Below are 22682 nucleotides of genomic sequence, written 5' to 3' on the forward strand. Positions count from 1 at the left end.
TGCTGGGTGACCTTGTCCATCTGGTCGGCCCCCGCCGACACGCGCGCGCAGGCTTTGCGACTGTTCGCGCGTGCTGGACGCGATCATGGTGATGATCGTGCGCACCGCAGACACCTCCTCGACGATGGTGACCAGGGACGCGCCCGAACTTCGCACCAGCCCCGCCCCCTCGCGGACATGCACCGTCGAGGCGCCGATCAGGTCCTTGATCTGATGCGCGGCCTCGGCGGTCTTGTGGGCCAGGGCGCGGACCTCGTGGGCGACGACGGCAAAGCCGCGCCCGGCCTCTCCGGCGCGGGCGGCCTCGATGCCCGCGTTCAGCGCCAGCAGGTTGGTCTGGAAGGCGATCTCGTCGATGACGGTGATGATCGTGCCGATCTGGCGGGTCGACTCCTCGATCTGACCCACGGCACCGACGGCTTTCTGCACGATCTCTCCGCCGCCCTGGGCGTTGCGCTGCGCGGTCTCGGCGCTGGTCTGGGCGGTGGACACGCCCTCGGCCGCCTGATCGACGCCGCGCGACACCTCGGTCAGGGCGGCCACGGTCTCCTCCAGGTTGGCGGCCTGCTGTTCGGTGCGATGCGCCAGGTCGTGGGCGGCGGCACTGATCTCGGCCAAGCCGCCGCGGATGACGGTGACCCCCTCGACCACCAGTCCCAACGCCTCGTCCAGCTGGCCAAGCGAGGTGTTGAACTGATCCTTGACCGACTCGAACTCGGGCGCAACCGGGTCGGTGATGCGCACCGTCAGGTCGCCGCGGCTGAGCCTGTCGAACCCGTCGCTGATCGCGCCCACGAAATGCTGCAGCTGGGTCGCGCGCAGGTTCGTCTGTTCGACCATCTGCGCCTGCCGGGCGTTCACGGCATCGGCGTCGCGCGCCAGGCGGTCGCGGTCGATGGTGGCGGCGCGGAACGTCTCGACCGCGCGGGCCATGGCGCCGATCTCGTCCCGGCGGGCGGCGCCGGGGACGGTGTCTTCGGTCTGACCCTGCGCCAGGCGACCCATCATCGCGGTCAGTGCCTTGATCGGCTTGCTGATGCTGCGCGACAGCGGGATCGCGCAGGCGATCAGCGCCAGCAGCAGCAACCCCGACCAGGCCCCGCTGCGCCGCATCTCGGCCATGAAATCGGCAGTGATGTCGTCCACGTAGAGGCCTGCCCCCACCGTCCAGCCCCAAGGCGCGAACAGCGTGGAATAGGACAGCTTGGGCAGCGGATCGCCCCCCGACAGGCGCGCGACGAAATACTCGGTAAAGCCGCCGCCCTCGCGCGCGGTCACGATCATCTCGCGGATGTGCAGCTTGCCGTGGGCGTCGGTCGCGTCCCAGGCATTCGTGCCCTCGCGTTCGGTGTCGGGATGCATGACGCGCAGCCCCTGGGGGTCATAGATGAAGACATAGTCGTCGTCGCCATAGCGGATGGCGCGGGCGGCCTCCTTGGCGCGGTCCTGCGCGTCGTCCAGCGTCATCGCGCCGGACTGGGCCTGGGCCGCGAAATGGGTCAGCATGCTGACCGTGCTTTCGACCTGGGTCGCGATCAGCTCCTTGCGGTCCTTCCACAGAAGGTGGTGCAGCGATGAAAGTTGCAGCGACATCGCAAGGATGCTGAGCGCAACCGCGACCCCGGTCAGCAGGGTCAGTTTTCGTGAAATTCCAAAGGTCATGCAGCGGCCTTCCCGGTGTGATCCGACAAGACATAGCTGCGACACATGAACGGACCGTTGACGGCGGCAGGCGATTGAACCCCGCGCGGATTGCACCGACACTGGCGGCGGACGGATCAGGGGACAGGACGATGTGCAGACAGTGCAACTATACCATCCACGCGGCGCAGCATCACATAGGATGGGACAACGCGTTTGCCCCGGTCCAGACCGTGGCGCCCGGATCGACGATCCGCTTTGCCTGCATGGAGGCGTCGGGCGGACAGCTGAGCCTGTCCAGCACCGCCGATGACATCGCCACGCTGGATTTCGGGCGCATCAATCCGGTCAACGGCCCGATCCATGTCGACGGGGCCGAACCGGGCGACGCGCTGAAGATCACGCTGGTCGATTTCGCCCCGCAGGCCCACGACGGGCAGGGGTGGGGCTGGACCGCGAACATTCCGGGGTTCGGCCTGCTGGCGGACCAGTTCCCCGATCCGGCCCTGACGCTGTGGCGCTATGATGCGGCGACGCTGGCGCCGGCGCTGTGGGGCAGCCATGGCCGCGTCGGGCTGAAGCCCTTTGCCGGGACCATCGGCGTGGCCCTGGCGGAACCGGGCACCCATTCCATCGTCCCGCCGCGCCGCACGGGGGGCAACCTGGACATCCGCGACCTGTCGCGCGGGGCAGAACTGTATCTGCCGGTCGAGGTGGCGGGCGCGCTGTTTTCCGTGGGCGACACCCATGCCGCGCAGGGCGACGGAGAGGTCTGCGGCACCGCCATCGAAAGCCCGATGGACGTCACCCTGACGCTGGACCTGGTCAAGGGCGCGAACCTAGTCATGCCGCGGTTCACCACGCCCGGTCCGGTGACGCCGCACCTGGACGCCAAGGGGTACGAGGTCACGACCGGCATCGGCCCCGACCTGATGACCGGCGCGCGCCAAGCGGTCGAACAGATGGTCGACCTGCTGTGCGCCCGCCATGGCATGCCCGCGGTCGAGGCCTACATGCTGATGTCCACCTGCGGCGATCTGCGGATATCGGAAATCGTGGACATGCCGAACTGGGTCGTGTCGTTCTATTTCCCGCGCTCGGTCTTCGAATGAGCGACCCGCATCCCTGGGCCGCGGGGCTGGACAGCCTGTACGATCAGGTGTGGCTGCGGTTGCAACGCGGTGTGGTCGACCGGCATGCGCCCGCCCGCCACCCGGTGCTGGCCACGGTCACGCCTGGCGGCATGCCGCAGGCGCGCACGGTGGTGCTGCGCGGCGCCGACGACACCGCGGGGGTGCTGGAGGTGCACACCGATCTGATGTCGGGCAAGGTCGGCGACCTGCGCGCCAACCCGATGGCGGCGCTGCATGTCTGGGACGGCGGCGCGCATCTGCAGACCCGGATCGAGGCGCGGGCGGACATCCTGACCGGCCCCGCGGTCGCGCAGGTCTGGGCGCGCGTGCCCGACCCGTCGCGGCAAAGCTACGGCTCGCAGCCGCCGCCCGGCACACCCATCGACGATGCGCTAGCCTATGCGAAACGCCCGGACGCCGCCTGCTTTGCGGTGCTGCGCCTGACGGTTCTGGCCATCGACGCGGTGCATCTGGGCCCCCAGCACCGTCGCGCGCGATACACGCGCGAGACGGGTTGGCAGGGTCAGTGGCTGGCGCCCTAGACCATCACGAAATGCCGTTCCGACACCTGGCGCCAGTCGCGTTTCGGCGGTTCGAACCCCATCGGGCGGACGGGGCTTTTCAGCTCGTCCACCTGCATGGCGCGGCGCAGGCCGCGTCGTGCAGGGTCAGGAACCGGCACGGCCGCGATCAGCTTTTTCGTGTAGGGATGCTGGGGGTCGGCAAAGATCGCCTCTCGCGGGCCGATCTCGACGATCTCTCCCAGATACATCACCGCGACGCGGTGGCTGACGCGTTCGACCACCGCCATGTCGTGGCTGATGAACAGATAGGCGATCTTAAACCGCTCCTGCAGGTCCATCAGCAGGTTGCAGACCTGCGCCTTGATCGACACGTCCAGCGCGGACACGCTTTCATCGGCCACGATCACCTTGGGGTTCAGGCCCAGCACCCGCGCGATCGCCACGCGCTGACGCTGTCCGCCGCTGAATTCATGCGGGTACCGGTCCAGCATCGACCCGTCCAGACCCACCTGGCGCAGCAGTTCGGCGGCGCGGTCGCGTGCCTCGGCCCGGCCGGCCAGCTTGTGCGCCAGGATCGGTTCGGCCACCGTCTGCCCCACCGTCATGCGCGGGTTCAGGCTGGAGAACGGGTCCTGAAAGATCATCTGGCCCGACCGGCGCATGCGGCGCAGATCGCCCGGCCCGGCGGTCAGCACGTCAAACCCGTCCAGCTGGACCTGGCCCGATTCCGGCTGGACCAGCCGGAGGATCGACCGCCCGGTGGTCGATTTTCCGCAACCGGATTCACCGACCAGCGACAAGGTTTCCCCCTGCCACAGATCAAAGGTCAGATCCTCGACCGCATGGACCTTGCCGGTGGGGCGGCCCAGCAGGTCGGAGCCTGCGGCGAACCGCGTCACCAGGTTCCGGACCGACAGGACCGGGGTCGCACTGCGGTCGACGGTGTCGACCACCGCCGGTTGCGCGGTGATCGCGCCGCTGTCCATGTCGACCTTGGGGAACCGCAGCGGCCATTCCTGGCCCGCCATCTGCCCAAGCCGCGGCACCGCGGCCAGCAGCGCGCGGGTATAGGGGTGGCCCGCATCCTGGAACAGGTTCGCGGTGGTCCCGGTCTCGACGTGATCGCCGCGGAACATCACCACGGTGCGGTCGGCGATTTCGGCGACCACGCCCATGTCATGGGTGATGAACAGGACGGCCATGCCCTGCTCCTCCTGGATCTCCTTGATCAGGTCCAGGATCTGGCCCTGGATGGTCACGTCCAGCGCCGTCGTCGGTTCGTCCGCGATCAGCAGGCGAGGGCGCGCGGCCAGCGCCATCGCGATCATCACCCGCTGGCGCATGCCGCCGGAGAACTGGTGCGGATAATCCTTGATTCGCGCGGCCGCATTCGGGATGCGGACGCGGTCCATCAGGCGCAGCACCTCGGCCGCGACCTGATCGCGGGGGACCTGGCCGTGGCGGATCAGCAGTTCGGCGATCTGGTCGCCCACCGGAAAGACCGGGTTCAGCGACGACATCGGCTCTTGGAAGATCATCGCGATGTCGTTGCCGCGGACCGTGCGCATGTCCTTTTCGGGCAGGCGGGTCAGGTCGCAGCCGCCCAGCAGCACCTGACCGGTGACGCGGGCGCGCTTGTCCAGCAGGCCCATGATCGCCAGCGAGGTGACGCTTTTGCCCGATCCGCTTTCGCCGACGATGGCCACGGTCTCGCCCGGGGCCACGTCGAAGGTGATGTTGCGGACGACCTCTTTCAGGCCGTCTTCGGTGGGGAATGCGACGGACAGACCGCGCAGCGACAGGACGGGATCGGTCATGTCACCGCCCCGCCGCATAGGCTTGCATCAGGCGCGGCGTGGCCGCCGCGCGCAGGATGCCCTGCGCGTCGCGACTGGCCGCGGTCAGGCGGCCGATGTCCCACGGCCCGGTGACGGTCACGTCATGGCCGCGACGGCGCAATTCGTCGATGGTGGCCTGGCCCACGCGATCCTCGATCAGCATGCCGCCCGGTGCCGCCGTGCGCGGGTGGAACGAGGCAGGGAAATGCGTCGAATGGAACAGCGGCGCGTCGATGGCCGCCTGCAGGTTCGGCTCGAAATGAACGTGGCGCAGAAAGAACACCAGCTGCCACTGGTCCTGCTGGTCGCCGCCGGGCGTGCCGAAGGACAGATGCGGCACCCCGTCCCGCAGTGCCAGCGACGGCGTCAGGGTCGTGCGCGGACGGCGCCCCGGCGCCAGGGACGTGGGCAGGCCCGGCTCCAGCCAGAACATCTGCGCCCGGCTGTTCAGGCAGAAGCCCAGATCGGGGATGATCGGTGACGACTGCAGCCACCCCCCCGAGGGCGTGGTGGACACCATGTTGCCCCATTGGTCGATCACGTCGATATGCACGGTATCACCGCGCTTTTCCGACAGATGCGCCATCGTCGGCTCGTAGACCGCGCCCTTGCCCAAACCGTCCAGCAGCGACAGGGTGCGGGCGCGCTGATCCTCATACCCCGGCACGGTGCCGGGACGCAGGTCCAGCGACGCGGTATCCCCGATCAGCGCGCGGCGCTCCGTGGCATAGGCGTCCGACAGCAGCGCCTCCATCGGCACGTCGTGCATCAACGGGTCGCCGTAATAGACCTCGCGGTCGGCATAGGACAGCTTCATCGTCTCGATGACGGTATGGACGAAGTCGGGGCCGTTCGGGTCCATCGCGGCGATGTCGATGCCCTCCAGGATCTTCAGCCCCTGCAGCAGCACCGGCCCTTGGCCCCAGGGCCCGGTCTTGGCGATGGTCCAGTCGTGATAACTGGCCCAGGTGGGCTCTTCGGTCGTGGCGGCATAGCCCGCCATGTCGTCGGCGGTCAGCACGCCGCGATGTTTCGCGCCGCTGCCGTCCATCACCTCTGTCGTCCGGCAGAACCGGTCGATCGCCTCGGCGACGAAGCCGCGATAGAAGGCGTCGCGGGCGGCCTGCACGCCCGCCTCGCGCGTCGGCGCGGCATCGGCGGCCGCGACGATGCGGGCATAGGTGTCGGCCAGCACCGGGTTGGTGAACAGCACGCCCGCCTTGGGCGCATCCCCGCCCGGAAGCCAGGTCGCATGCGACGTGGGCCACTCGGCGGCAAAGAAATCGGCCAGACCGGCGATGCTGTCGGCCACGCGGGGCAGCATCGGGTGGCCGTGGCGGGCATAATGGATGGCGGGGGCCAGAACCTCGGCGACGGTCATCGTGCCGTGCTCCTGCAGCATCAGCATCCAGCCATCGAAGGCGCCGGGAATGACCGTCGCCAGCAGCCCGTTGCCGGGGATCAGGTCGATCCCCTCGGCCCGGTAATGGTCGATCGTGGCACCGGCGGGGGCGGCCCCTTGGGCGCAGATCACCTGGGTCTTGCCGGTCTTGGCGGAATGAATGATCGCGGGCAGGTCGCCCGCCGGGCCGTTCAGATGCGGCTCCACGATCTGCAGCACGAACCCGGTCGCCACGGCGGCATCGAAGGCGTTGCCGCCCTTTTCCAGGATCGCCATGCCCACGGCGGTCGCGATCCAGTGGGTCGAGGTGACGACGCCGAAGGTGCCGGTGATCTCGGGGCGGGTGGTGAATTGGGTCATGACGACTCCTTGAAAATCAGTGTTCGCGCGGGTCCAGCGCATCGCGCAGCCCGTCGCCGATCAGGTTGAAGCCGATCACGACCAGAAAGATCGCCGCCCCCGGCCACCAGGCCATCCAGGCGCCTGCGTCAGAAAGTTCTTGGCCACGTTCAGCATCGACCCCCAGCTGGGCGCGGGGGCCTGCTGGCCAAGACCCAGGAAGGACAGCGACGCCTCGGCGATGATCGCGGTGGCGATGGTCAGCGTCGCCTGCACGATGATCGGGGGGGTGATGTTGGGCAGGATATAGCGGCCCATGATCGCCATGTGGCCCAAGCCGATGGCGCGGGCGCCCTCGACGTAATCCTCGGTCTTGACGGACATGACCTGCGCGCGGGTCAGGCGGATGAAGATCGGCATGGCCGACAGGCCGATGGCGATCATCGCGTTGGTCAGGCTGGGCCCCAGGAACGCGGCAAGCGCGATCGCCATGATCAGGAACGGCATCGCCAGCAGCGCATCGGTGAAGCGAGAGATGATCGTGTCGGTCCAGCCGCCGAAATAGCCGGCGATCAGCCCGATGGGCACACCGGTGACGACGGCGATCGCGACCGAGATGACGCCTGCCATCAGCGACGCCTGCGCTCCCCAGATCATCCGGGACAGGATGTCGCGCCCGATCTCGTCCGAGCCCAGCCAGTATTCGGCGGAGGGCGCCAGCCGGATCGCGGTCCAGCTGGTGGCCAGCGGGTCGGCGATGGGCAGGATCGGCGCGGCCGCGGCCAGCAGGACGAAGAACGCCACGATGACGCCCCCCACAAGCGCCGCGCGGTTGCGCCGGAACTTGCGCCAGAAGCGGCTTTTGGCACGGGGGGCGGGCATGTCGATGGCGGTCATAGGGCGGCCCTCATCCGGGGGTTCAGCATCACGGACAGCACGTCCGCGACCAGGTTCATCAGCAGGAAGCCGACGGCGGTGCACAGCACGACCCCCTGCACCACGGCATAGTCGCGGTTGAACACCGCATCGACGATCAGCTTGCCGAAGCCGGGGATGGTGAAGATCTGTTCGGTCAGCACCGCGCCCGCCAGCAGTTCGCCGAACAGCAGCGCGGTCAGCGTGATGACCGGCAGCAGCGCGTTGCGAAAGCTGTGCTTCAGCACCACCTGGCGGCCGGTCAGGCCCTTGGCCCGCGCCGTGCGGATATAGTCCGCCGACAGCACGCCCAGCATCGACGACCGCGTGTGCCGCATCAGGGTCGCGGCCAGCCCCGTGCCCAGCACGAAGGCGGGCATGATCATCGTCTGCAGCGACCGGACCGGATCGACGAAGATCGATTCATACCCCGATGCCGGCAGCCAGCTCAGGTTCACCGACACCAGCAGGATCAGCATGATCCCCAGCCAGAAGTTCGGGATGGACAGCCCCGACAGCGCCACGAAGTTGGCCAGCCAGTCCACCGCGGTGCCCTTTTTCACCGCCGCGATGATGCCTGCGGGAATGCCGATCAGCATGGCAAAGATCATCGACATGATCGCCAGCTGGATCGTCACGGGCAGCTTTTGCAGGATCAGCTGCGCCACCGGTTCGCCGGTCCGCAGCGAGGTGCCGAAATCGCCCGTCACCACGCCCCCCAGCCAGCGCAGGTACTGGATGGGCACCGGGTCGTCCAGGTGCAGCTGTTCGCGGATGCGGGCCAGCGTTTCGGGGTCGCGCTCCTCTCCGGCCATGGCCAGGACGGGGTCTCCGGGCAGCAGCATCTGCAGCCCGAAGACCAGCATCGACACGATGAGCAGGGTGGGCAGCGCGATCAGGATGCGCTTGGCGATATAGATCAGCATGGGGGTCCTTTCACCATCGGTGCGGGGGCGCGGCGGGCGCGCCCCCGGTCATGGTCAGTCGGCCAGGGTCACGTCCTGCAGGCGGATCATCCCGTCGGGCAGCGCCTTGAAGCCCTGGACCTTGTCGTCCAGCGCAAAGATGTAGGTCTGGTGGCCCAGATAGATCACCGGCAGGTCCTGGTTCAGGATCACGCCGGCCTGGTCGTACAGTTCCTTGCGGGCGGCGGGGTCGGTGACCGCGCGTGCCTCGTTCAGCAGGCGGTCGACCTCGGGGTTGCAGTACTTCGGGTCGTTGATGCCACCCTCGCAGGTGACGAACTGGTGCAGGTTGCCGTCCGGGTCGGGACGCCCCGACCAGTCCGACCGCGACAGCTGAAAGTTGCCCGCCGTCTGTTCCGACAGCAGCGTCGCGAATTCGGTCGCGCGCAGGGTCACGTCAAAGCCCGCCTCGGCCACCATCGCCTGGACGACCTGCATCATCTGGGTGACGACCGGGTTGTTGGCATGCTGGATTTCCACCGCCACGCGGTCCTGTCCGGCCTCGGCCAGCAGGGCCTTGGCGGCCTCGACATCGCGGGCGGGGACGGGCAGGTCCTGGTTGTACCACTGCGACGTCGGCGGGAAGGGCTGGTTGCCCGCCCGCGACGTGCCGTCGAACACGACCTGGTTCAGCGCTTCGCGGTCGATGGCCAGCGAAAACGCCTGGCGGACGCGTGCGTCCTCTCCCATCGGGGTCAGGGCACGGTCGCCGTTGCCGATATTGGCATAGATGCCCATGTAGCCCAGGCCCACGACCTCCTGCAGGCTCAGCCCGTCGGACTGGGACACGGTGCCGACATCGGTGGCGGCGATCCGTTCGACCATGTCCAGCTCTCCGGACTGCAGGTTGGCCAGGCGCACGGTGGTGTCGGGAATCGGGCGATAGGTCACGCGCTGGATCTGGATGCGGTCCGCGTCATAGTAATCCTCGAACTTCTCCAGCACGATGCGGTCCTGCTGGATGCGTTCGACGAACTTGAACGGCCCCGAACAGACCGGGTTCTGGCCGAAATCGGCGCCCGTCGCCTCGGCCGCGGTCGGAGAGATCATCATCCCGGCGCGGTCCGACAGCTGCGCGATCAGCGACGCGTCCGGCGCGGTCAGCGTGAAGGTCACCTGCAACGGGCCCGTCGCCTCGACCGACGCGACCGAGGACAGCTCCGACTTGCGGCGCGATTCCGGCAGGGTCATCGACCGGGTGATGTTGGCCACCACCGCGTCGGCGTCGAATGCGGTGCCGTCATGGAACACCACGTCGTCGCGCAGGTTCATGATCAGCTGCAGGCCGTCGTCGGAATAGGACCAGTCCGTCGCCAGCATCGGGATGATCTGCGCATCGGCATCCAGGTCGACCAGCTTGTCGCACAGGCCGGCATAGACGATGCGGCCCACGAAGGTGCGCGACTGCGCCGGGTCCAGGATGTCGGCGTCGTCGCCCAGGCCAATGCGCAATTCCTGCGCGGCCGCGGGCAGGGCGGTCAGCAGCGCAGCAAGGGCGGTGGCGGTCAGCAGATGTCGGGTCATGGGATGTCCTTCCTGATGGGGGTCAAGCATGGGCCGGTTGGTCCGGCCTTCCTGTGTCGGGTGCGGGCAGGTCGGCCGATCCAAGGCGGATCAGCTTTTCCTGAAGCATCAGCAGATGCAGGCGCATCTGTTCGGCGGCCGCCTGCGGGTCGCGGGCGGCGATGGCATCGACGATGGCGCGGTGCTGGGCCACGGGCAGCGCGTGCCCGGCCAGACCGCCCCGCGCGCGTTCGCGCACCGCCTGCCAGGCGGGGTCCTGGCGGATGCGGTTGACCACGTCGAACAGCGACAGGAACAGCGCATTGCCGGCGGCCTCGGCGATCTGGCGGTGCAGGGTGCCGTCCCACAGCTCTCCCTCGTCGGCGTCGACGCATTGCGCGATGCGGTCGGACAGTTCGTGCATGCGGGCGATCTGGACGGGCTTGGCGCGCAGGGCCGCCAGCGCGGCCAGTTGCGGTTCCAGGCGCAGTCGCACCTCCATGATCTCGAAGAAGTCGGTGGCGGCGGTCGTGTCGATCTGGCCGCCGACGAACGTGCCCGCCCCCTGGCGGCGGGTGATGCGGCCCTCGGCCTCCAGCACCTCCAGCGCGCGGCGAATGGCGCGGCGGCCGATGCCCATCTGTTCGGACAGCTGCCGTTCGGTCGGCAGGCGGGTGCCGTTCGGATGGCCCGCATCGTCCACCCACGCGCGCAGCTGTTCCAGCGCATAGGCAGAGGTCATGTTTCCCTGACCCTTGGCAGGGGCGTGATCGGCTTGGTGGGGATCGGGCATGTCCATCGGGCGAACCAATCTGTTATTGGTTCATGCTGTCACAAATCTGACGTCACGCAAGCGCGATGATGCGTGAACACCCGTTATCGGACCTATTCAGGTCAACTTGCGGTCGCTGCGGCGCGCAGGGCCTGTCGGAATTGCGAACCATTACAAGAGAATGGTTTGCCTCTGCCCCATCCACGACCCCGATTGCCCGAAGTTTCAGCGGTTCGTGAAAATGCGACGCGCGAAGGAGAGGACCCCTTCGGCGCGCGGTGCGGGATGGTGCGGCGGGCGGGAATCGCCCGCGCGGTACGGTCAGTCCATGCGGACCTGGGCGTCGGTGACGACCGGCTCCCACTTGGCCATCTCGGCCGTGACATGGGTGCCCAGCTCCTCGGCAGAGGACGCGACGATGGTGGCGGAAAATTCCTCCATCCGGGCGATCACCTCGGGGTCCGCCATGGCGGCCAGCGCGGCTTCGTTCAGCGCCGCGATCACCTCGGGCGGGGTGCCTGCGGGGGCGAACAGGGCGTTCCAGCTGTAGGTCTCGTATCCCGGCAGCGTCTCGGCGATGGTCGGCACATCGGGAAAGCTGGGCGCGCGTTCGGCGGTGGTCACCCCAAGCGCCTTGAGCGAGCCGGACGTGATGTGGCCCGACGCCGACGGAAGGTTGTCGAAGATGATCGGCACCTGGTTGCCCAGCACGTCGGTCAGCGCCGGACCGGATCCCTGATAGGGGATGTGGGTCAGGTCGATCCCGGCCATCGACTTGAACAGCTCCCCCGACAGGTGCAGCGGCGTGCCATTGCCCGACGACGCATAGGCCAGGGGTTCGGTCCCGGCCAGGTCGATCAGTTCCTGCACCGTGTCGACGCCCAGTTCGGGGTTCACGGCCAAGACGTTCGGCACCAGCACCAGCAGCGAGACGGGCGCGAAATCGGCCACCGGGTCATAGGGTTTCTGCGTCAGGATCAGCGGGTTCAGGGCATGGGTCGCGACGGTGCCCATCAGGATGGTGTATCCGTCGGCCTCGGCCTGGGCCACCTGGGTGGCGCCCAGGCTGCCGCCGGCGCCGCCGACGTTCTGCACGATCACCTGTTCGCCCAGATGCGTGCTCATCTTGTCGGCCACGATCCGGCCCACGACGTCGGTCGACCCCCCGGCGGCGAAGGGGATGACCAGCGTCACGGCCCGTTCTGGAAACTGGGCGGCGGCGGCGCCCGCCAGGCCCGCGACCATCGCGGTGCCCAGCAGCAGGCGGTTCAGGAATGGTGTCATCGTCTCTCTCCCTTGGAATGTGGTCAGCCGTCGCTTTCGGTGAAGACCTCGTCGCGGCGGGAACGGATCTGGGGCAGGAACACCAGCACGAGGACCGCCAGCGCCGCCAGCAGCAGACCCGCGCTGATTGGGCGCGTCAGGAAGGTGGTCGCATCGCCCCGCGACAGGATCATGGCCCGGCGCAGGTTCTCCTCCAGCAGCGGGCCCAGGACAAAGCCCAGCAGCAGAGGCGCGGGTTCGCAGCGCAGCTTGGACAGCACGTATCCCAGCAGCCCGAAGAACGCGACCGCGTAAAGGTCGAAGGTGTTGTTGTCGACCGAATAGACCCCGATCGCGCACATCGCCATGATGATTGGGAACAGCACGTAATAAGGCACGCTGAGCAGCTTGACCCACAGCCCGACCAGCGGCAGGTTCAGCACGATCAGCATCAGGTTGCCGATCCACATGCTGGCGATAATGCCCCAGAACAGCATCGGCTGATCGACGACGACGTTCGGTCCGGGGACGATGCCCTGGATGATCATCGCGCCGATCATCAGCGCCATGACCGGGTTCGCCGGAATGCCAAGCGTCAGCAGCGGGATGAAGCTGGTCTGCGCGCCCGCATTGTTCGCGCTTTCGGGACCCGCGACGCCGGCGATGGCGCCATGGCCGAATTCCTCGGGGGTGCGCGACAGCTTCTTTTCCATCGTATAGCTGGCAAAGCTGGCCAGGATCGCGCCGCCGCCGGGCAGGATGCCCAGGACCGACCCCACGACCGTGCCGCGCATGATCGGGGCGGCCATTTCCCGGAATTCCTGGCGGTTGGGCATCAGGCGCTGGATACTTTTGACCATCACCTCGCGCGTATGTTCGGTCTCCAGGTTGCGCAGGATCTCGGCGATGCCGAACAGGCCCACGGCCAGCGCCACGAAGTTCAGCCCGTCCGCATAGGCGGTGATGCCCAGGGTAAACCGCGGCGTGCCGGTATAGATGTCGGTGCCGACCATGCCCAGCAGCAGCCCCAGCACCATCATCGCCAGCGCCTTGAGGACCGACCCGTGCGCCAGCGCCACGGCCATGATCAGGCCCAGCACCATCAGGCTGAAATACTCCGCCGCGCCGAATTTCAGCGCGATCGTCGTCAGCGGTGGGGCAAAGATCGCGACCAGCAGGGTGGCGACCGTGCCGGCAAAGAACGACCCGATGGCGGCGGTGGCCAGCGCGATGCCTGCGCGGCCCTTGCGCGCCATCTGATAGCCGTCGATCGCCGTCACCGCGCTGCTGCTTTCGCCCGGCATGTTGATCAGGATCGCGGTGGTCGAGCCGCCGTACTGCGCCCCGTAATAGATGCCCGCCAGCATGATCAGCGAACTGACCGGTTCCAGCTGGAAGGTGATCGGCAGCAGCATCGCGATGGTCGCGGTGGCGCCGATGCCCGGCAGCACGCCGATCAGCGTGCCCAGCAGCACCCCGATCAGGCAGAAGGCCAGGTTGGCCGGGGTCGACGCGACGCCGAACCCCATCGCCAGGTTGGACAGAAGATCCATGATCGGTGTTCCTTAAAACTGGACCCAGGGGCCGAACAGGCGGAACGGCAGGCCCAGCCCATAGCTGAAGATCAGCGTCGAGAGGATCGTCACCACCACGGCCAGGATCAGCGAGGGCAGGGGCCGCATCTTGACCGACGCCTGCGCCGCGATCAGCGTGGCGATGAACAGCGCGGGCACGAAGCCCAGGCCCCGCACCGTCAGGCCAAAGATGATCGGCGCGGGCAGGATCAGCGCCATGCCGCGCCAGGCGATTGTGCCAAAGGGTTCGGACGTGCGGCCGAACGATTTCAGAAAGATCAGCACGCCCAGCAGGAACAGCAGCCCCGACAGGATCATCGGGAAATATCCCGGTCCCATGCGGAACATCGTGCCGATCTCCAGCCCGGTGGTCTGATAGCCGAAAAAGCCCGCCGCGGCCATCAGCAGCAGCCCCGTCGCCTGATCGGTCTTGTCGTTGGTGTTCGTGGACATGCGGTCCCCCCTTGTCGGTTGCCGCGATCACCCCGCCGCCCGGTGCGGGCAGCGGGGGTCGCGGACCTGCCGTCGGATCAGTCGGCGTAGACGCCCGCGGATTCGATGACCGGCTGCCAGCGCGCGATCTCTGCCTCCAGCTTGGCCTTCAGGGCGGCGGGGGTCGCATCCTCGGCGGTCGAGGGGGCGGTGCCCAGGTTCGCCATCGATTCCGCGACGCCCGGATCGGCCAGCGCCGATTGCAGCGCGGTCGCCAGACGCTCGTTCACCTCGGCAGGCGTCCCCTTGGGGGTATAGATGCCGTGCCAGATCGAGACGTTGAAATCGGCCAGGCCCGATTCCGTGCCGGTGGGCAGGTCCGCGAACAGGTCCAGCCGTTCGGGGGTCGTCACGGCATAGGCCTTGACGGTGCCGCCCTGGATCTGCTGCGTGGTGTTGGTCGTCTGGTCGCACATGATGTCGACCTGGCCGCCCAGCAGGTCGGTCATCGCGGGGCCGGTTCCCTGATAGGGGACGGTGATCAGCGAGGCCTCCAGCGACTGCATCAGCAGCATGCCGCACAGGTGGCTGGCCGAACCGATCCCGGCATTGGCCAGGGTCAGATCGTCGGCATTGGCCTTGACGTAGTCGACGAAAGCCGGGAAATCCGCGGGCTCAAAGTCCTGGCGGGCGACGACGACCATCGGCACCTCGGTCACCAGGCCCACGTAATCGAACGCCTCCAGCGTGTCATAGGCCAGACTGCGGTACAGGGTCGCCGCGGTGGCCATGCCGATATGGTGCAGCAGCACGGTGTAACCGTCGGCCTCGGCACTGGCCACGCGGCCCGCACCCAGGGTGCCGCCGGCGCCGCCCATGTTCTCGATCACGATCTGCTGGCCCAGGTCCGCCGACATGCGTTCGGCCACCAGCCGCGCCACCGTGTCCGTCGGCCCCCCGGCCGAGAACGGCACGATCATGGTGATCTGCCGTTCGGGATAATCCTGCGCGAATGCCGGTACGGTCAGCATGCTTGCTGCCAGCAGCGCACCCGAAACTGTCTTGAAAGCCATGATACCTCCCGATTCTGGCTGACGGGGCCGACTGCTCCTCAACAGGCGGCCCGATGGGGGGACAGTGCGGGGCGGCGGCACGATCGCACAAACGCAAATCGGGTGCGACCGCGACAATCGCGCAGGCGCAGGAGGGAAATGGGTAGGAACGGTGACAAAGCGCCTGGCGGATGGGTGGGTTTCTACCCAAGGCCCTGGCCGGGGTCGTCCTCGGCCGGTTCGATCAGCAGGCGACGGTCCAGCCCGTGGCGCTGCATCTTGTCATAGAGGGTCTTTCTGCTGATGCCCAACGTCTCATAGACCGGGCGCAGGCGGCCGCCATGCGCGGCGATGGCCCCGGCGATCACGCTGCGTTCGAACGCGCCCATCCGGTCGGCCAGCCGCGCCGCCGGACCGTCGACCGCCGCGTCCCCCTCCAGCCCCAGCACGTACCTTTCGGCCAAGTTGCGCAACTCGCGCACGTTCCCGGGCCAGTCGCGGGTCGCCAGCCCGGACAGATAGCCGGGCGGGACCGCGCATTCGGGCAGCTTGTGGCGGGCGGCGGATTCGCGGACCAGCTGCAGGAACAGCAGCGGAACATCCTCGCGCCGCGCGGCCAAGGGCGGGACGTGCAGGACGGCGACGTTCAGGCGCCAGAACAGGTCCTCGCGGAACTGGCCGCGGGCGACCATGCCCGCCAGGTCGGTCTTGCTGATCGCCACGAACCGCACGTCCAGCGTCACCGGGTCGTTCGACCCAAGCCGGGTGATGACGCGTTCCTGCAGCACGCGCAGCAGCTTGGCCTGCAGGTCCAGCGGCATCGACCCGATCTCGTCCAGCAGGATGGTGCCGCCGCGGGCATGTTCGAACTTGCCGTATCGCGGGCGCAGGGCGCCGGGAAAGGCGCCGGCCTCGTGCCCGAACAGGTCGCTCTCGATCAGCGCCTCGGGCAGGGCGGCACAGTTGATCGCGATGAAGGGTCGGTCCGCACGGGCCGAGATGTCGTGCAGCGCGCGGGCCACGACCTCCTTGCCCGATCCGGTCGGGCCGATGATCAGCGCATCCGCGTCCGACGCCCCGATCGCGCGGACGCGGTGGCGCAGATCGACCATGACCGGGGTGCGGCCGGGCAGGCGGGCCTCGACATCGTCGCGCTTGCCCGCCACCGCGCGCAGCCGGCGGTTGTCCAGCACCAGCGCGCGATGATCCGCGGCGCGGCGGATGACCGTCGCCAGATCCTGCACGACAAAGGGCTTTTCCATGAAATCATAGGCACCGGCGCGGATCGCGCTGATCGCCAGCTGCACCTCGGCATGGCCGGTCAGCAGGATCACCGGCAGGTCGGGGTCGACGTCGCGCAGAAGGCCCATCAGGGTCATCCCGTCCATGCCCGGCATGCGGATGTCGCTGACGACCACCCCGTCAAAGCCCGGCCCGGCCAGGGCCAGCGCCTCGGGACCGGAGGCCACGGCGTGGACGTCAAAGCCCGCCAGCTCCAGCGCCTGCGCGGTCGAGGACCGCATCTGCTGGTCGTCGTCGACAAGCAGCACCCGGCTCATGCGGCGACCCGGTCGGGGCGCGCGACGGGCAGGCGCACGCTGAACAGCGCGCCCGGTTCGGCATCGTGGCACGAGATGCGCCCGCCCAGGTCGCGCACGATGTTGGCGCTGATCGACAGCCCCAGCCCCAGCCCCGCGCCCGGCCCCTTGGTGGTGAAGAACGGATCGAAGATGCGCCCGGCCAAGGCGGGCGCCACGCCGGGACCGCGGTCGCGCACGGTGATCGTGACCGCCCCGTCATCGGACCGCGCGGTCAGGGTGATGCGCCGGTCGGGCGCGCCCTCGACCGCGTCGGCGGCGTTGCCCAGCAGGTTCACCAGCACCTGCTGCAACCGCGTGGGTCCGGCCAGCAGCGGCGGCAGGTCGTCGGGCACGTCCAGATCCAGCTGCGCGCCCACCGCGGCCAGCCTGACGCCCATGATCATCTGCGTCTCGACCAGCAGCGGCGCCAACGGCACCGGTCCAAGCCTGTCGCCCGGCTTGCGCGCGGCGTTGCGCAGATGCTTGCCGATGGCCGAGATGCGATCCAGCAGCGCCATGATCTGGGCGATGTTGTCGCGTGCACGGGGGCTGTCGCCCCGCTCGATCAGGATCGCCGCGCTGTCGGCATAGTTGCGCGCGGCGGCCAGCGGCTGGTTGATCTCGTGCGACAGGGCGGCGGACATCTGGCCCAGGGCCGCCAGCTTGCCGACCTGGACCAGGCTGTCCTGTGCGGCGCGCAGTTCGGCCTCGGTCGCGCGGCGTTCGGTGATCTCCTGTTCCAGACGGTGGTTCATGCGCGCCAGATCGGCGGTGCGTTCCTCCACGCGGCGTTCCAGTTCGGCCGTGGCGTGGATCTGCATCGCCAGCCGTTCGGCCGTGCGCGCCCGCCGCTGGCCCAGGATCAGCGCGGCAGAGCCCGCCACGCACCCGCCCAGGATCAGCAGCGCCACGACCAGTTGCGCCTGTGCGCGAAGGGGCGCCGTGTCCAGCAGCACGTGGACGGTCCAGCCCGCCTCGGGCATGGCGCGGGACACGGCGACGTAATCGCGCCGCGCGCCGCCTTCGGTGATCTGCGACAGGCGCACATCGCCCGCCTGCCGGTCCTGGTGGACCAGCGGCCGGATCGTCACGTCGTCATAGCGTTGCGTCGGGTCGACCCGCGCCCGCCAGTCCCGCGACATCGGCACGATGGCCCGGTACAGCCAGTCGGGTTGCGACGCCATGAACAGCACCCCGTCGGGATCGGTGACGAAGATGCGCAGCTCGCCCCCGCGCCAGGACGCCTCGACTTGGTCCAGGCCGATCTTGACCGCGATCACCGCCGCGATCTGCCCGTCGGAATCGCGCACCGGGGCCGAGAAATAATACCCCCGCACCCCCGACGTCGTGCCCACGCCATAGAACCGTGCCGTCCGCCCGGCCAGGGCGTCGCTGAAATAGGGTCGGTAATCAAACACCTGCCCGACAAAGCTGTCGGAGCGGGCATGGTTCGACGCGGCGATGGTCAGCCCGTCGGCGCGCATGATGTAGATATCGGACGACCCCAGCAGCGCGTTGCGCTGTTCCAGCAGCCGGTCGATCGACCGCCGCCGCGCCGGATCGTCGGGATGGGTGGCCAGGTCGCGCACCGCGTCCAGTTCCGCCAGCAGCATCGGCACCGACTGATAGCGCGCCAGATATCCGGCCAGCGCATTTTCCGTCAGGCGCAGCGCGGTTTCGGCCCGGCCCTGGCCCTGGTCCAAGGCATGGTTCAGCGCCAGCCGGCCCGCCTGCCAGATGCCCAGCACTAGCAGCGCCATGACCGCCAGCGCCATCGCCATGCGCCGCCGTCGCACCCTCATCGCCCGGTCCCCTCCCGCAGCAATCTCCCTGCGGCGATAGTGACCACAATCGGTGTCGCTGACCAGCGGACATATGCCCGTGGGCCGGTGATGCAGGGCGCGACATGCCGCGGACCGGTCGACATGATGGGGCGGCGGCGGGCGCAATCATGCCGCCACCGCGCCCGGCAAACGCGCAGCAGTCAAACCCCTGCTTCTGAACGATTTTCCGGGGTTACCCCCGAAACTGTCCCCGGAAAATGTGGATAACCGGGATCACCAGCGCAGCAGCTTGTGACCCGCCACCGCACCGGCCACGGATGCCAGCACGATCGCCGCGCCGTACCAGAAGACATAGAACAGGGGCGAATCCTCGGTGCAGGACAGGGCATAGCCGCTTGCGGCCCCGGCCCCCGCCGCCAACCCGATCACGGCGCCCGCCAGAACGGGGCGCGTGCTGGCGCCGCGGCGCATCAGCCGCAGCCCCGCGATCAGGGTGCCGCGGACAGGGCCAGCACCGCGGGCACGCAGGTGCCGGCCGAATGGCCCAGCCAGTCATGCGCCAGCCTGTCGCCCGGCGTCGCGACCAGCGCCCAAAGCGCCAGCGCCAGCGCCAGCGCGGTGGGCAGCGCCAGGGGCCACAGCCCGATGCGGGCACCCGGCCGCGCCAGCCGCACCGCCAGGGGCCAGGCCAGCAGCAGCACCATCAGCGGCAGCAGCGGCTTGGCCAGCGTCACCGGCGCCGCCAATGATGCGGCCAGGTCGGGGCGCGGGCCCGACAGTGCCATCTGCAGCGCAAGACCCAGCAGCGCCGTCCCCGCCATCGCGGCGATCATCCGTGCCGCAGAGAACCGGGCCGCGGGCAGGGGTTCGGCCGCCAGTCGCGCAATCAGCGCTTCGGTCGAGGATGGATGTGTCATTCGCGTGTTCCCAGTCCGATCGCGGACAGCTTTTTCATGGCGCGGTGCAGGGCAACCCGGACCGCGCTGTCGGTCATGCCAAGGCGGGCGGCGACGTCGTCGGCGCTGTCCCCCTCGATCCCCATGGCGCGGACGATGCCGGCGGACCGCGCATCGATGCGCGACAGCAGAACGCCCAGATCGCGCGCGGCGGTGGGGTCGTCGTTGCGGGCGTCGGCCATGATCTCGGCAAAGTCGTGGATGGGCAGGTGGACCCGGCTGCCGCGCCTGCGGAACGCGTCGATCACCTTGTAGCGGGTGACCGCGTACAGCCAGGGCCGCAACGGCGTGTCCGGCTGCCAGCTGTCGCGTTTCAGGTGGATGGCCAGCAGCACCTCCTGGACGACATCCTCGTGCAGGTCGCGCGGCAGGCTGCGCCCGCGGGCGCGCACGACGGCGCGGATCAGCGGCGTCACCTGCGTCAGAAAGCGGGCCATGGCGCGGCTGTCGCCGGCCTGCGCCGCCGCCAGAAGTGCCGCCCATTCGGTGCCGTCCTGCTGCATGCCGCGTCTCCGGGTGCCAGTCCTCAGGCTAACCGCAGGCAGGGCGACCCCGCAAGGCGCGATGGCGATCACGGCTGCACCCCGCGCGACTGCAGGACATGGTCCAGCGACCACCGTCCCGGCCCATGCGCGATCAGCGCCAGAAAGGCCGCGGCCCACAGCCCGTGCGTCATCCAGGCCGAGGGATAGACGAAGATCTGGATCGTCGCCGTCATCGCCAGCAGCGCCAGCGCCGACAGCCGTGTCATCAGCCCCAGGACCAGCAGCACCGGCAGCAGATGTTCCGCCACGGTCGCGGCCACGGCGGCCCAGTCCGACGGGATCAGCGGCAGGACGTATTCGTGTTCGAACAGAAACCAGGTGCTGTCCTTGATGGACAGGCCCTCGACCTTGGTGCGGCCCGATTGCCAGAACACCGCCGCCGGAAACAGCCGCAGGGCCAGCCCCGCCAGATCGGTCAGGATGGGTGTCATGGCGCGGTCTCCGTGTCGGTCAGGCTGCCCGACCGCATCAGGTGCAGCAGCAGCGGTTGGGGATCGTGGTCAGGCTGAACCGCCTGCGCGGCCTGTGCGGCCGCCGTCAACGACCCGTTGGGCAGCGCCGCGATCATCGCGGCGTCGGCGGGGCTGATCGCGGTGACCGGGACGGACCAGGACGGGTCGCGCAGGATCAGCGCGATCTGCGGTCCCGCGGGGACCGGGCCGGGAGTCGCGCCGGGCTGGTTCATCGCCCAGACCGCGACCCCCGCATGGTGCAGCGACAGCACGATGACCGAGGGGTGCAGGCCCAGCCACAGCGTCGCGGGATCGGCCGTGGCCAGCCGTTCAGGACGGATCGGGGCCGCGTCGGCGGCATGGAACGCCACGCCGCGCGCATGTTCGATCCGCGCCACGTCGGCCATCCAGGGCCAGCCGGCCAGCGGCGGGAAACCGGCAAGATAGGCTGCGAACCCCGCGCCCCATTCCGCCATTACCGGCGACCGGGGACGGTCGATCGCGCCAAAGCTGGCGGCCAGCGCCGCGAAATAATCGGCCCCGACCAGCCGGTGGATGACCGGAAAGCGCTGCGCCAGCGCGGCGGACAGGCCCACCGCCACGTTGTTGCGATAGACGGCAAAGCGGCGCTCGGCCTCGGGGCCGGTTACGCCGGGGGGCAGCGGCCCGCCGCGCAGCGCGGCATCGAACGCCGCGGTGAAACGGGCATGATCAGACGGCATGGGCCAGCCCCGCATGGCGCAGGATCGCATCGGCGCGCGCGGCCTCGGCCGTAAGGACGGGCCAGTCGGGCAGGTCGTTGTCCCATTCGACCAAGGTAGGCAGCGGTCCCTGTCGCGCGATGGCGCCTGCGTACAGCGCCCAGACCGGGTCGGCGACTGCGCTGCCGTGATCGTCGATCAGCAGCGGGCCAGAGGGAAGATCCTCGGTCGCGTGGCCGCCCAGGTGGATCTCCTGCACCAGGTCCAGCGGAAAGGCGTCCAGCCACGCCCAAGGGTCGCGCCGGTGGTTCACCTCGGACACATAGAGGTTGTTCACGTCCAGCAGCAGCCCGCAGCCGGTGGCGTGGGCGATGGCCTGCAGAAACTGGGTTTCAGGGATCTCGGACTGCTGAAACAGCAGGTAGGTGGCGGGGTTTTCCAGCAGGATCGGACGGGCCAGCGCGGTCTGCACCTGATCGACATGGTCGATGACCAGCGCCAGGGTCTGGGGCGTATAGGGCAGCGGCAGCAGGTCGTTCAGGTATTCGGCCCCGTGGCTGGACCAGGCCAGATGTTCGGAAAAGCTGTCCGGCTGATACCGGTCGCACAGCGCGCGCACCCGCGTCAGGTGGTCCCGGTCCAGCCCGTGCGGGCTGCCGATCGACAGGCCCACACCATGCAGCGACAGCGGGAAATCGGCGCGCAACGCGGTCAGCTGCGCATGGGGCAGGCCGCCCGCGCCCAGGTAATTCTCGGCATGGACCTCGAAGAACCCGACCGGGCGGGCATCCTGTAGGATCGCCGCGAAATGCTGCGGCTTGAATCCGACGCCGGGGGTGGCGGGAAGGTGGGACATGGCAGCACCCTTTGGAAATGGCCGCGCGGGACGATCCCCGCGCGGTCGGTGTCGGATCAGGCGGGCAGGTCGCGCATCTGTTCTTCCAGCATGCCCATGCGTGCCGTGCCGTCGGCCTGCGCGGGCAGCTCCATCGTGGTGCAGGTGCCGGCGGGCACCAGCGTCCAGGCGTTCCCCTGATAGTCGATGGTCGAGGTGCCGGCGCAGGTCGTGCCCGGTCCCGCGGCGCAGTCGTTCTGCCCGGCCAGCGCGACGCCAAAGCATTTCTCCATCTCCTGCGCCATGACGGGGGTGGCGGCCATCGCGCCAAGCGCGCAGGCCAGGGATGCGCCAAGGCCAAGAAGGGTCGTGAATGCGGTCATGATCATCTCCGTTCTGATGTCGAAGGCGCGTCAGGCCGCCTTCATGCAGATCAGATCGCCCGCGGCGGGCGCGGTGTTACAGTGGCCCCGCAA

The 22682-nt window shown here is 68.8% G+C and carries 22 protein-coding genes; 2 read left to right on the top strand and 20 right to left on the bottom strand.

Annotated elements, in window-relative coordinates; genetic code table 11:
• A partial coding sequence (locus TY51_RS15170; protein ID WP_052650298.1) for a methyl-accepting chemotaxis protein occupies positions 1 to 1662 on the bottom strand: 1662 nt, incomplete at its 3' end.
• A 131-nt stretch (positions 1663 to 1793) separates the two neighbouring features.
• Here TY51_RS15170 and TY51_RS15175 point away from each other — a divergent pair.
• Together TY51_RS15175 and TY51_RS15180 are read left to right on the top strand one after the other, a co-directional pair.
• Entirely contained in the window at positions 1794 to 2753 is a 960-nt protein-coding gene (locus TY51_RS15175; protein WP_042250955.1) for an acetamidase/formamidase family protein, read from the top strand.
• The gene (locus TY51_RS15180) at positions 2750 to 3316 is read left to right on the top strand and encodes a pyridoxamine 5'-phosphate oxidase family protein (protein WP_042250957.1); all 567 of its coding nucleotides are present in this window, start codon (positions 2750 to 2752) and stop codon (positions 3314 to 3316) included. The genes TY51_RS15175 and TY51_RS15180 overlap by 4 nt, the downstream gene beginning before the upstream one ends.
• Here the strand turns inward: TY51_RS15180 and TY51_RS15185 are convergent.
• The 19 genes from TY51_RS15185 to TY51_RS15270 form a co-directional block, all read right to left on the bottom strand.
• Positions 3313 to 5115 carry an ABC transporter ATP-binding protein gene (locus TY51_RS15185; RefSeq protein WP_197054788.1) on the bottom strand — a complete coding sequence of 601 codons (1803 nt, stop codon included), beginning with the start codon at positions 5113 to 5115 and terminating at the stop codon, positions 3313 to 3315. The genes TY51_RS15180 and TY51_RS15185 overlap by 4 nt on opposite strands.
• A 1-nt stretch (position 5116) precedes the next feature.
• Positions 5117 to 6898, bottom strand: coding sequence for a gamma-glutamyltransferase family protein (locus TY51_RS15190; protein ID WP_042250960.1), 1782 nt, complete (start codon positions 6896 to 6898; stop codon positions 5117 to 5119).
• A 75-nt stretch (positions 6899 to 6973) separates the two neighbouring features.
• Positions 6974 to 7774, bottom strand: a complete 801-nt coding sequence (locus tag TY51_RS15195) for an ABC transporter permease (protein WP_231559082.1) — start codon at positions 7772 to 7774, stop codon at positions 6974 to 6976.
• On the bottom strand, positions 7771 to 8718 hold the full coding sequence (locus tag TY51_RS15200) for an ABC transporter permease (protein WP_042250963.1): 948 nt from the start codon (positions 8716 to 8718) through the stop codon (positions 7771 to 7773). Before TY51_RS15200 ends, TY51_RS15195 begins: the two co-directional genes overlap by 4 nt.
• Before the next feature lie 54 nt (positions 8719 to 8772).
• Entirely contained in the window at positions 8773 to 10281 is a 1509-nt protein-coding gene (locus tag TY51_RS15205; RefSeq protein WP_042250965.1) for an ABC transporter substrate-binding protein, read from the bottom strand.
• Positions 10282 to 10303: 22 nt separating this feature from the next.
• The gene (locus TY51_RS15210; protein WP_042251000.1) at positions 10304 to 11053 is read right to left on the bottom strand and encodes a FadR/GntR family transcriptional regulator; all 750 of its coding nucleotides are present in this window, start codon (positions 11051 to 11053) and stop codon (positions 10304 to 10306) included.
• A 300-nt stretch (positions 11054 to 11353) separates the two neighbouring features.
• On the bottom strand, positions 11354 to 12316 hold the full coding sequence (locus TY51_RS15215; RefSeq protein WP_081995113.1) for a tripartite tricarboxylate transporter substrate binding protein: 963 nt from the start codon (positions 12314 to 12316) through the stop codon (positions 11354 to 11356).
• A 23-nt stretch (positions 12317 to 12339) separates the two neighbouring features.
• Complete coding sequence (locus TY51_RS15220; RefSeq protein ID WP_042250968.1) at positions 12340 to 13848, bottom strand: tripartite tricarboxylate transporter permease; 1509 nt, start codon at positions 13846 to 13848, stop codon at positions 12340 to 12342.
• Between the two features lie 12 nt (positions 13849 to 13860).
• Entirely contained in the window at positions 13861 to 14322 is a 462-nt protein-coding gene (locus TY51_RS15225; RefSeq protein ID WP_042250971.1) for a tripartite tricarboxylate transporter TctB family protein, read from the bottom strand.
• A gap of 77 nt (positions 14323 to 14399) precedes the next feature.
• On the bottom strand, positions 14400 to 15374 hold the full coding sequence (locus TY51_RS15230; RefSeq protein WP_042250972.1) for a tripartite tricarboxylate transporter substrate-binding protein: 975 nt from the start codon (positions 15372 to 15374) through the stop codon (positions 14400 to 14402).
• A 182-nt stretch (positions 15375 to 15556) separates the two neighbouring features.
• Positions 15557 to 16912, bottom strand: coding sequence for a sigma-54 dependent transcriptional regulator (locus TY51_RS15235; protein WP_042250973.1), 1356 nt, complete (start codon positions 16910 to 16912; stop codon positions 15557 to 15559).
• Positions 16909 to 18735, bottom strand: a complete 1827-nt coding sequence (locus TY51_RS15240; RefSeq protein WP_042250976.1) for an ATP-binding protein — start codon at positions 18733 to 18735, stop codon at positions 16909 to 16911. Before TY51_RS15240 ends, TY51_RS15235 begins: the two co-directional genes overlap by 4 nt.
• Positions 18736 to 18990: 255 nt before the next feature.
• Positions 18991 to 19188, bottom strand: coding sequence for an NrsF family protein (locus TY51_RS24600; RefSeq protein ID WP_052650300.1), 198 nt, complete (start codon positions 19186 to 19188; stop codon positions 18991 to 18993).
• Between the two features lie 17 nt (positions 19189 to 19205).
• A complete protein-coding gene (locus tag TY51_RS15245; protein ID WP_052650302.1) occupies positions 19206 to 19634 on the bottom strand; it encodes an NrsF family protein in 429 nt (142 codons plus the stop codon).
• Positions 19631 to 20176: a sigma-70 family RNA polymerase sigma factor gene (locus TY51_RS15250; RefSeq protein ID WP_042250977.1), complete on the bottom strand. Its 546-nt coding sequence runs from the start codon at positions 20174 to 20176 to the stop codon at positions 19631 to 19633. Before TY51_RS15250 ends, TY51_RS15245 begins: the two co-directional genes overlap by 4 nt.
• 68 nt (positions 20177 to 20244) lie before the next feature.
• A complete protein-coding gene (locus TY51_RS15255) occupies positions 20245 to 20649 on the bottom strand; it encodes a DoxX family protein (RefSeq protein WP_042250980.1) in 405 nt (134 codons plus the stop codon).
• The gene (locus TY51_RS15260; RefSeq protein ID WP_042251005.1) at positions 20646 to 21392 is read right to left on the bottom strand and encodes a DUF2063 domain-containing protein; all 747 of its coding nucleotides are present in this window, start codon (positions 21390 to 21392) and stop codon (positions 20646 to 20648) included. Before TY51_RS15260 ends, TY51_RS15255 begins: the two co-directional genes overlap by 4 nt.
• Positions 21382 to 22227: a DUF692 domain-containing protein gene (locus TY51_RS15265; RefSeq protein WP_042250981.1), complete on the bottom strand. Its 846-nt coding sequence runs from the start codon at positions 22225 to 22227 to the stop codon at positions 21382 to 21384. Before TY51_RS15265 ends, TY51_RS15260 begins: the two co-directional genes overlap by 11 nt.
• A 56-nt stretch (positions 22228 to 22283) precedes the next feature.
• Positions 22284 to 22529, bottom strand: coding sequence for a DUF2282 domain-containing protein (locus TY51_RS15270; protein ID WP_373960719.1), 246 nt, complete (start codon positions 22527 to 22529; stop codon positions 22284 to 22286).
• Positions 22530 to 22682 lie beyond the last annotated feature (153 nt).

This window comes from Paracoccus sp. PAMC 22219 (genome assembly GCF_000787695.1).
In the GTDB taxonomy this organism is placed as follows: Bacteria; Pseudomonadota; Alphaproteobacteria; order Rhodobacterales; family Rhodobacteraceae; genus Paracoccus.

Excerpts from the sequence above, each read along its gene's own strand:
- TY51_RS15240 (WP_042250976.1), bottom strand. The coding sequence starts at position 18,735 with ATGAGGGTGCGACGGCGGCGCATGGCGATGGCGCTGGCGGTCATGGCG.
- TY51_RS15215 (WP_081995113.1), bottom strand. The coding sequence starts at position 12,316 with ATGACACCATTCCTGAACCGCCTGCTGCTGGGCACCGCGATGGTCGCG.
- TY51_RS15175 (WP_042250955.1), top strand. The coding sequence starts at position 1,794 with ATGTGCAGACAGTGCAACTATACCATCCACGCGGCGCAGCATCACATA.
- TY51_RS15220 (WP_042250968.1), bottom strand. The coding sequence starts at position 13,848 with ATGGATCTTCTGTCCAACCTGGCGATGGGGTTCGGCGTCGCGTCGACC.
- TY51_RS15185 (WP_197054788.1), bottom strand. The coding sequence starts at position 5,115 with ATGACCGATCCCGTCCTGTCGCTGCGCGGTCTGTCCGTCGCATTCCCC.
- TY51_RS15195 (WP_231559082.1), bottom strand. The coding sequence starts at position 7,774 with ATGACCGCCATCGACATGCCCGCCCCCCGTGCCAAAAGCCGCTTCTGG.
- TY51_RS24600 (WP_052650300.1), bottom strand. The coding sequence starts at position 19,188 with ATGCGCCGCGGCGCCAGCACGCGCCCCGTTCTGGCGGGCGCCGTGATC.
- TY51_RS15260 (WP_042251005.1), bottom strand. The coding sequence starts at position 21,392 with ATGCCGTCTGATCATGCCCGTTTCACCGCGGCGTTCGATGCCGCGCTG.
- TY51_RS15255 (WP_042250980.1), bottom strand. The coding sequence starts at position 20,649 with ATGACACCCATCCTGACCGATCTGGCGGGGCTGGCCCTGCGGCTGTTT.
- TY51_RS15230 (WP_042250972.1), bottom strand. The coding sequence starts at position 15,374 with ATGGCTTTCAAGACAGTTTCGGGTGCGCTGCTGGCAGCAAGCATGCTG.
- TY51_RS15205 (WP_042250965.1), bottom strand. The coding sequence starts at position 10,281 with ATGACCCGACATCTGCTGACCGCCACCGCCCTTGCTGCGCTGCTGACC.
- TY51_RS15180 (WP_042250957.1), top strand. The coding sequence starts at position 2,750 with ATGAGCGACCCGCATCCCTGGGCCGCGGGGCTGGACAGCCTGTACGAT.
- TY51_RS15235 (WP_042250973.1), bottom strand. The coding sequence starts at position 16,912 with ATGAGCCGGGTGCTGCTTGTCGACGACGACCAGCAGATGCGGTCCTCG.
- TY51_RS15245 (WP_052650302.1), bottom strand. The coding sequence starts at position 19,634 with ATGACACATCCATCCTCGACCGAAGCGCTGATTGCGCGACTGGCGGCC.
- TY51_RS15210 (WP_042251000.1), bottom strand. The coding sequence starts at position 11,053 with ATGCCCGATCCCCACCAAGCCGATCACGCCCCTGCCAAGGGTCAGGGA.
- TY51_RS15265 (WP_042250981.1), bottom strand. The coding sequence starts at position 22,227 with ATGTCCCACCTTCCCGCCACCCCCGGCGTCGGATTCAAGCCGCAGCAT.
- TY51_RS15270 (WP_373960719.1), bottom strand. The coding sequence starts at position 22,529 with ATGGCCGCCACCCCCGTCATGGCGCAGGAGATGGAGAAATGCTTTGGC.
- TY51_RS15200 (WP_042250963.1), bottom strand. The coding sequence starts at position 8,718 with ATGCTGATCTATATCGCCAAGCGCATCCTGATCGCGCTGCCCACCCTG.
- TY51_RS15190 (WP_042250960.1), bottom strand. The coding sequence starts at position 6,898 with ATGACCCAATTCACCACCCGCCCCGAGATCACCGGCACCTTCGGCGTC.
- TY51_RS15250 (WP_042250977.1), bottom strand. The coding sequence starts at position 20,176 with ATGCAGCAGGACGGCACCGAATGGGCGGCACTTCTGGCGGCGGCGCAG.
- TY51_RS15225 (WP_042250971.1), bottom strand. The coding sequence starts at position 14,322 with ATGTCCACGAACACCAACGACAAGACCGATCAGGCGACGGGGCTGCTG.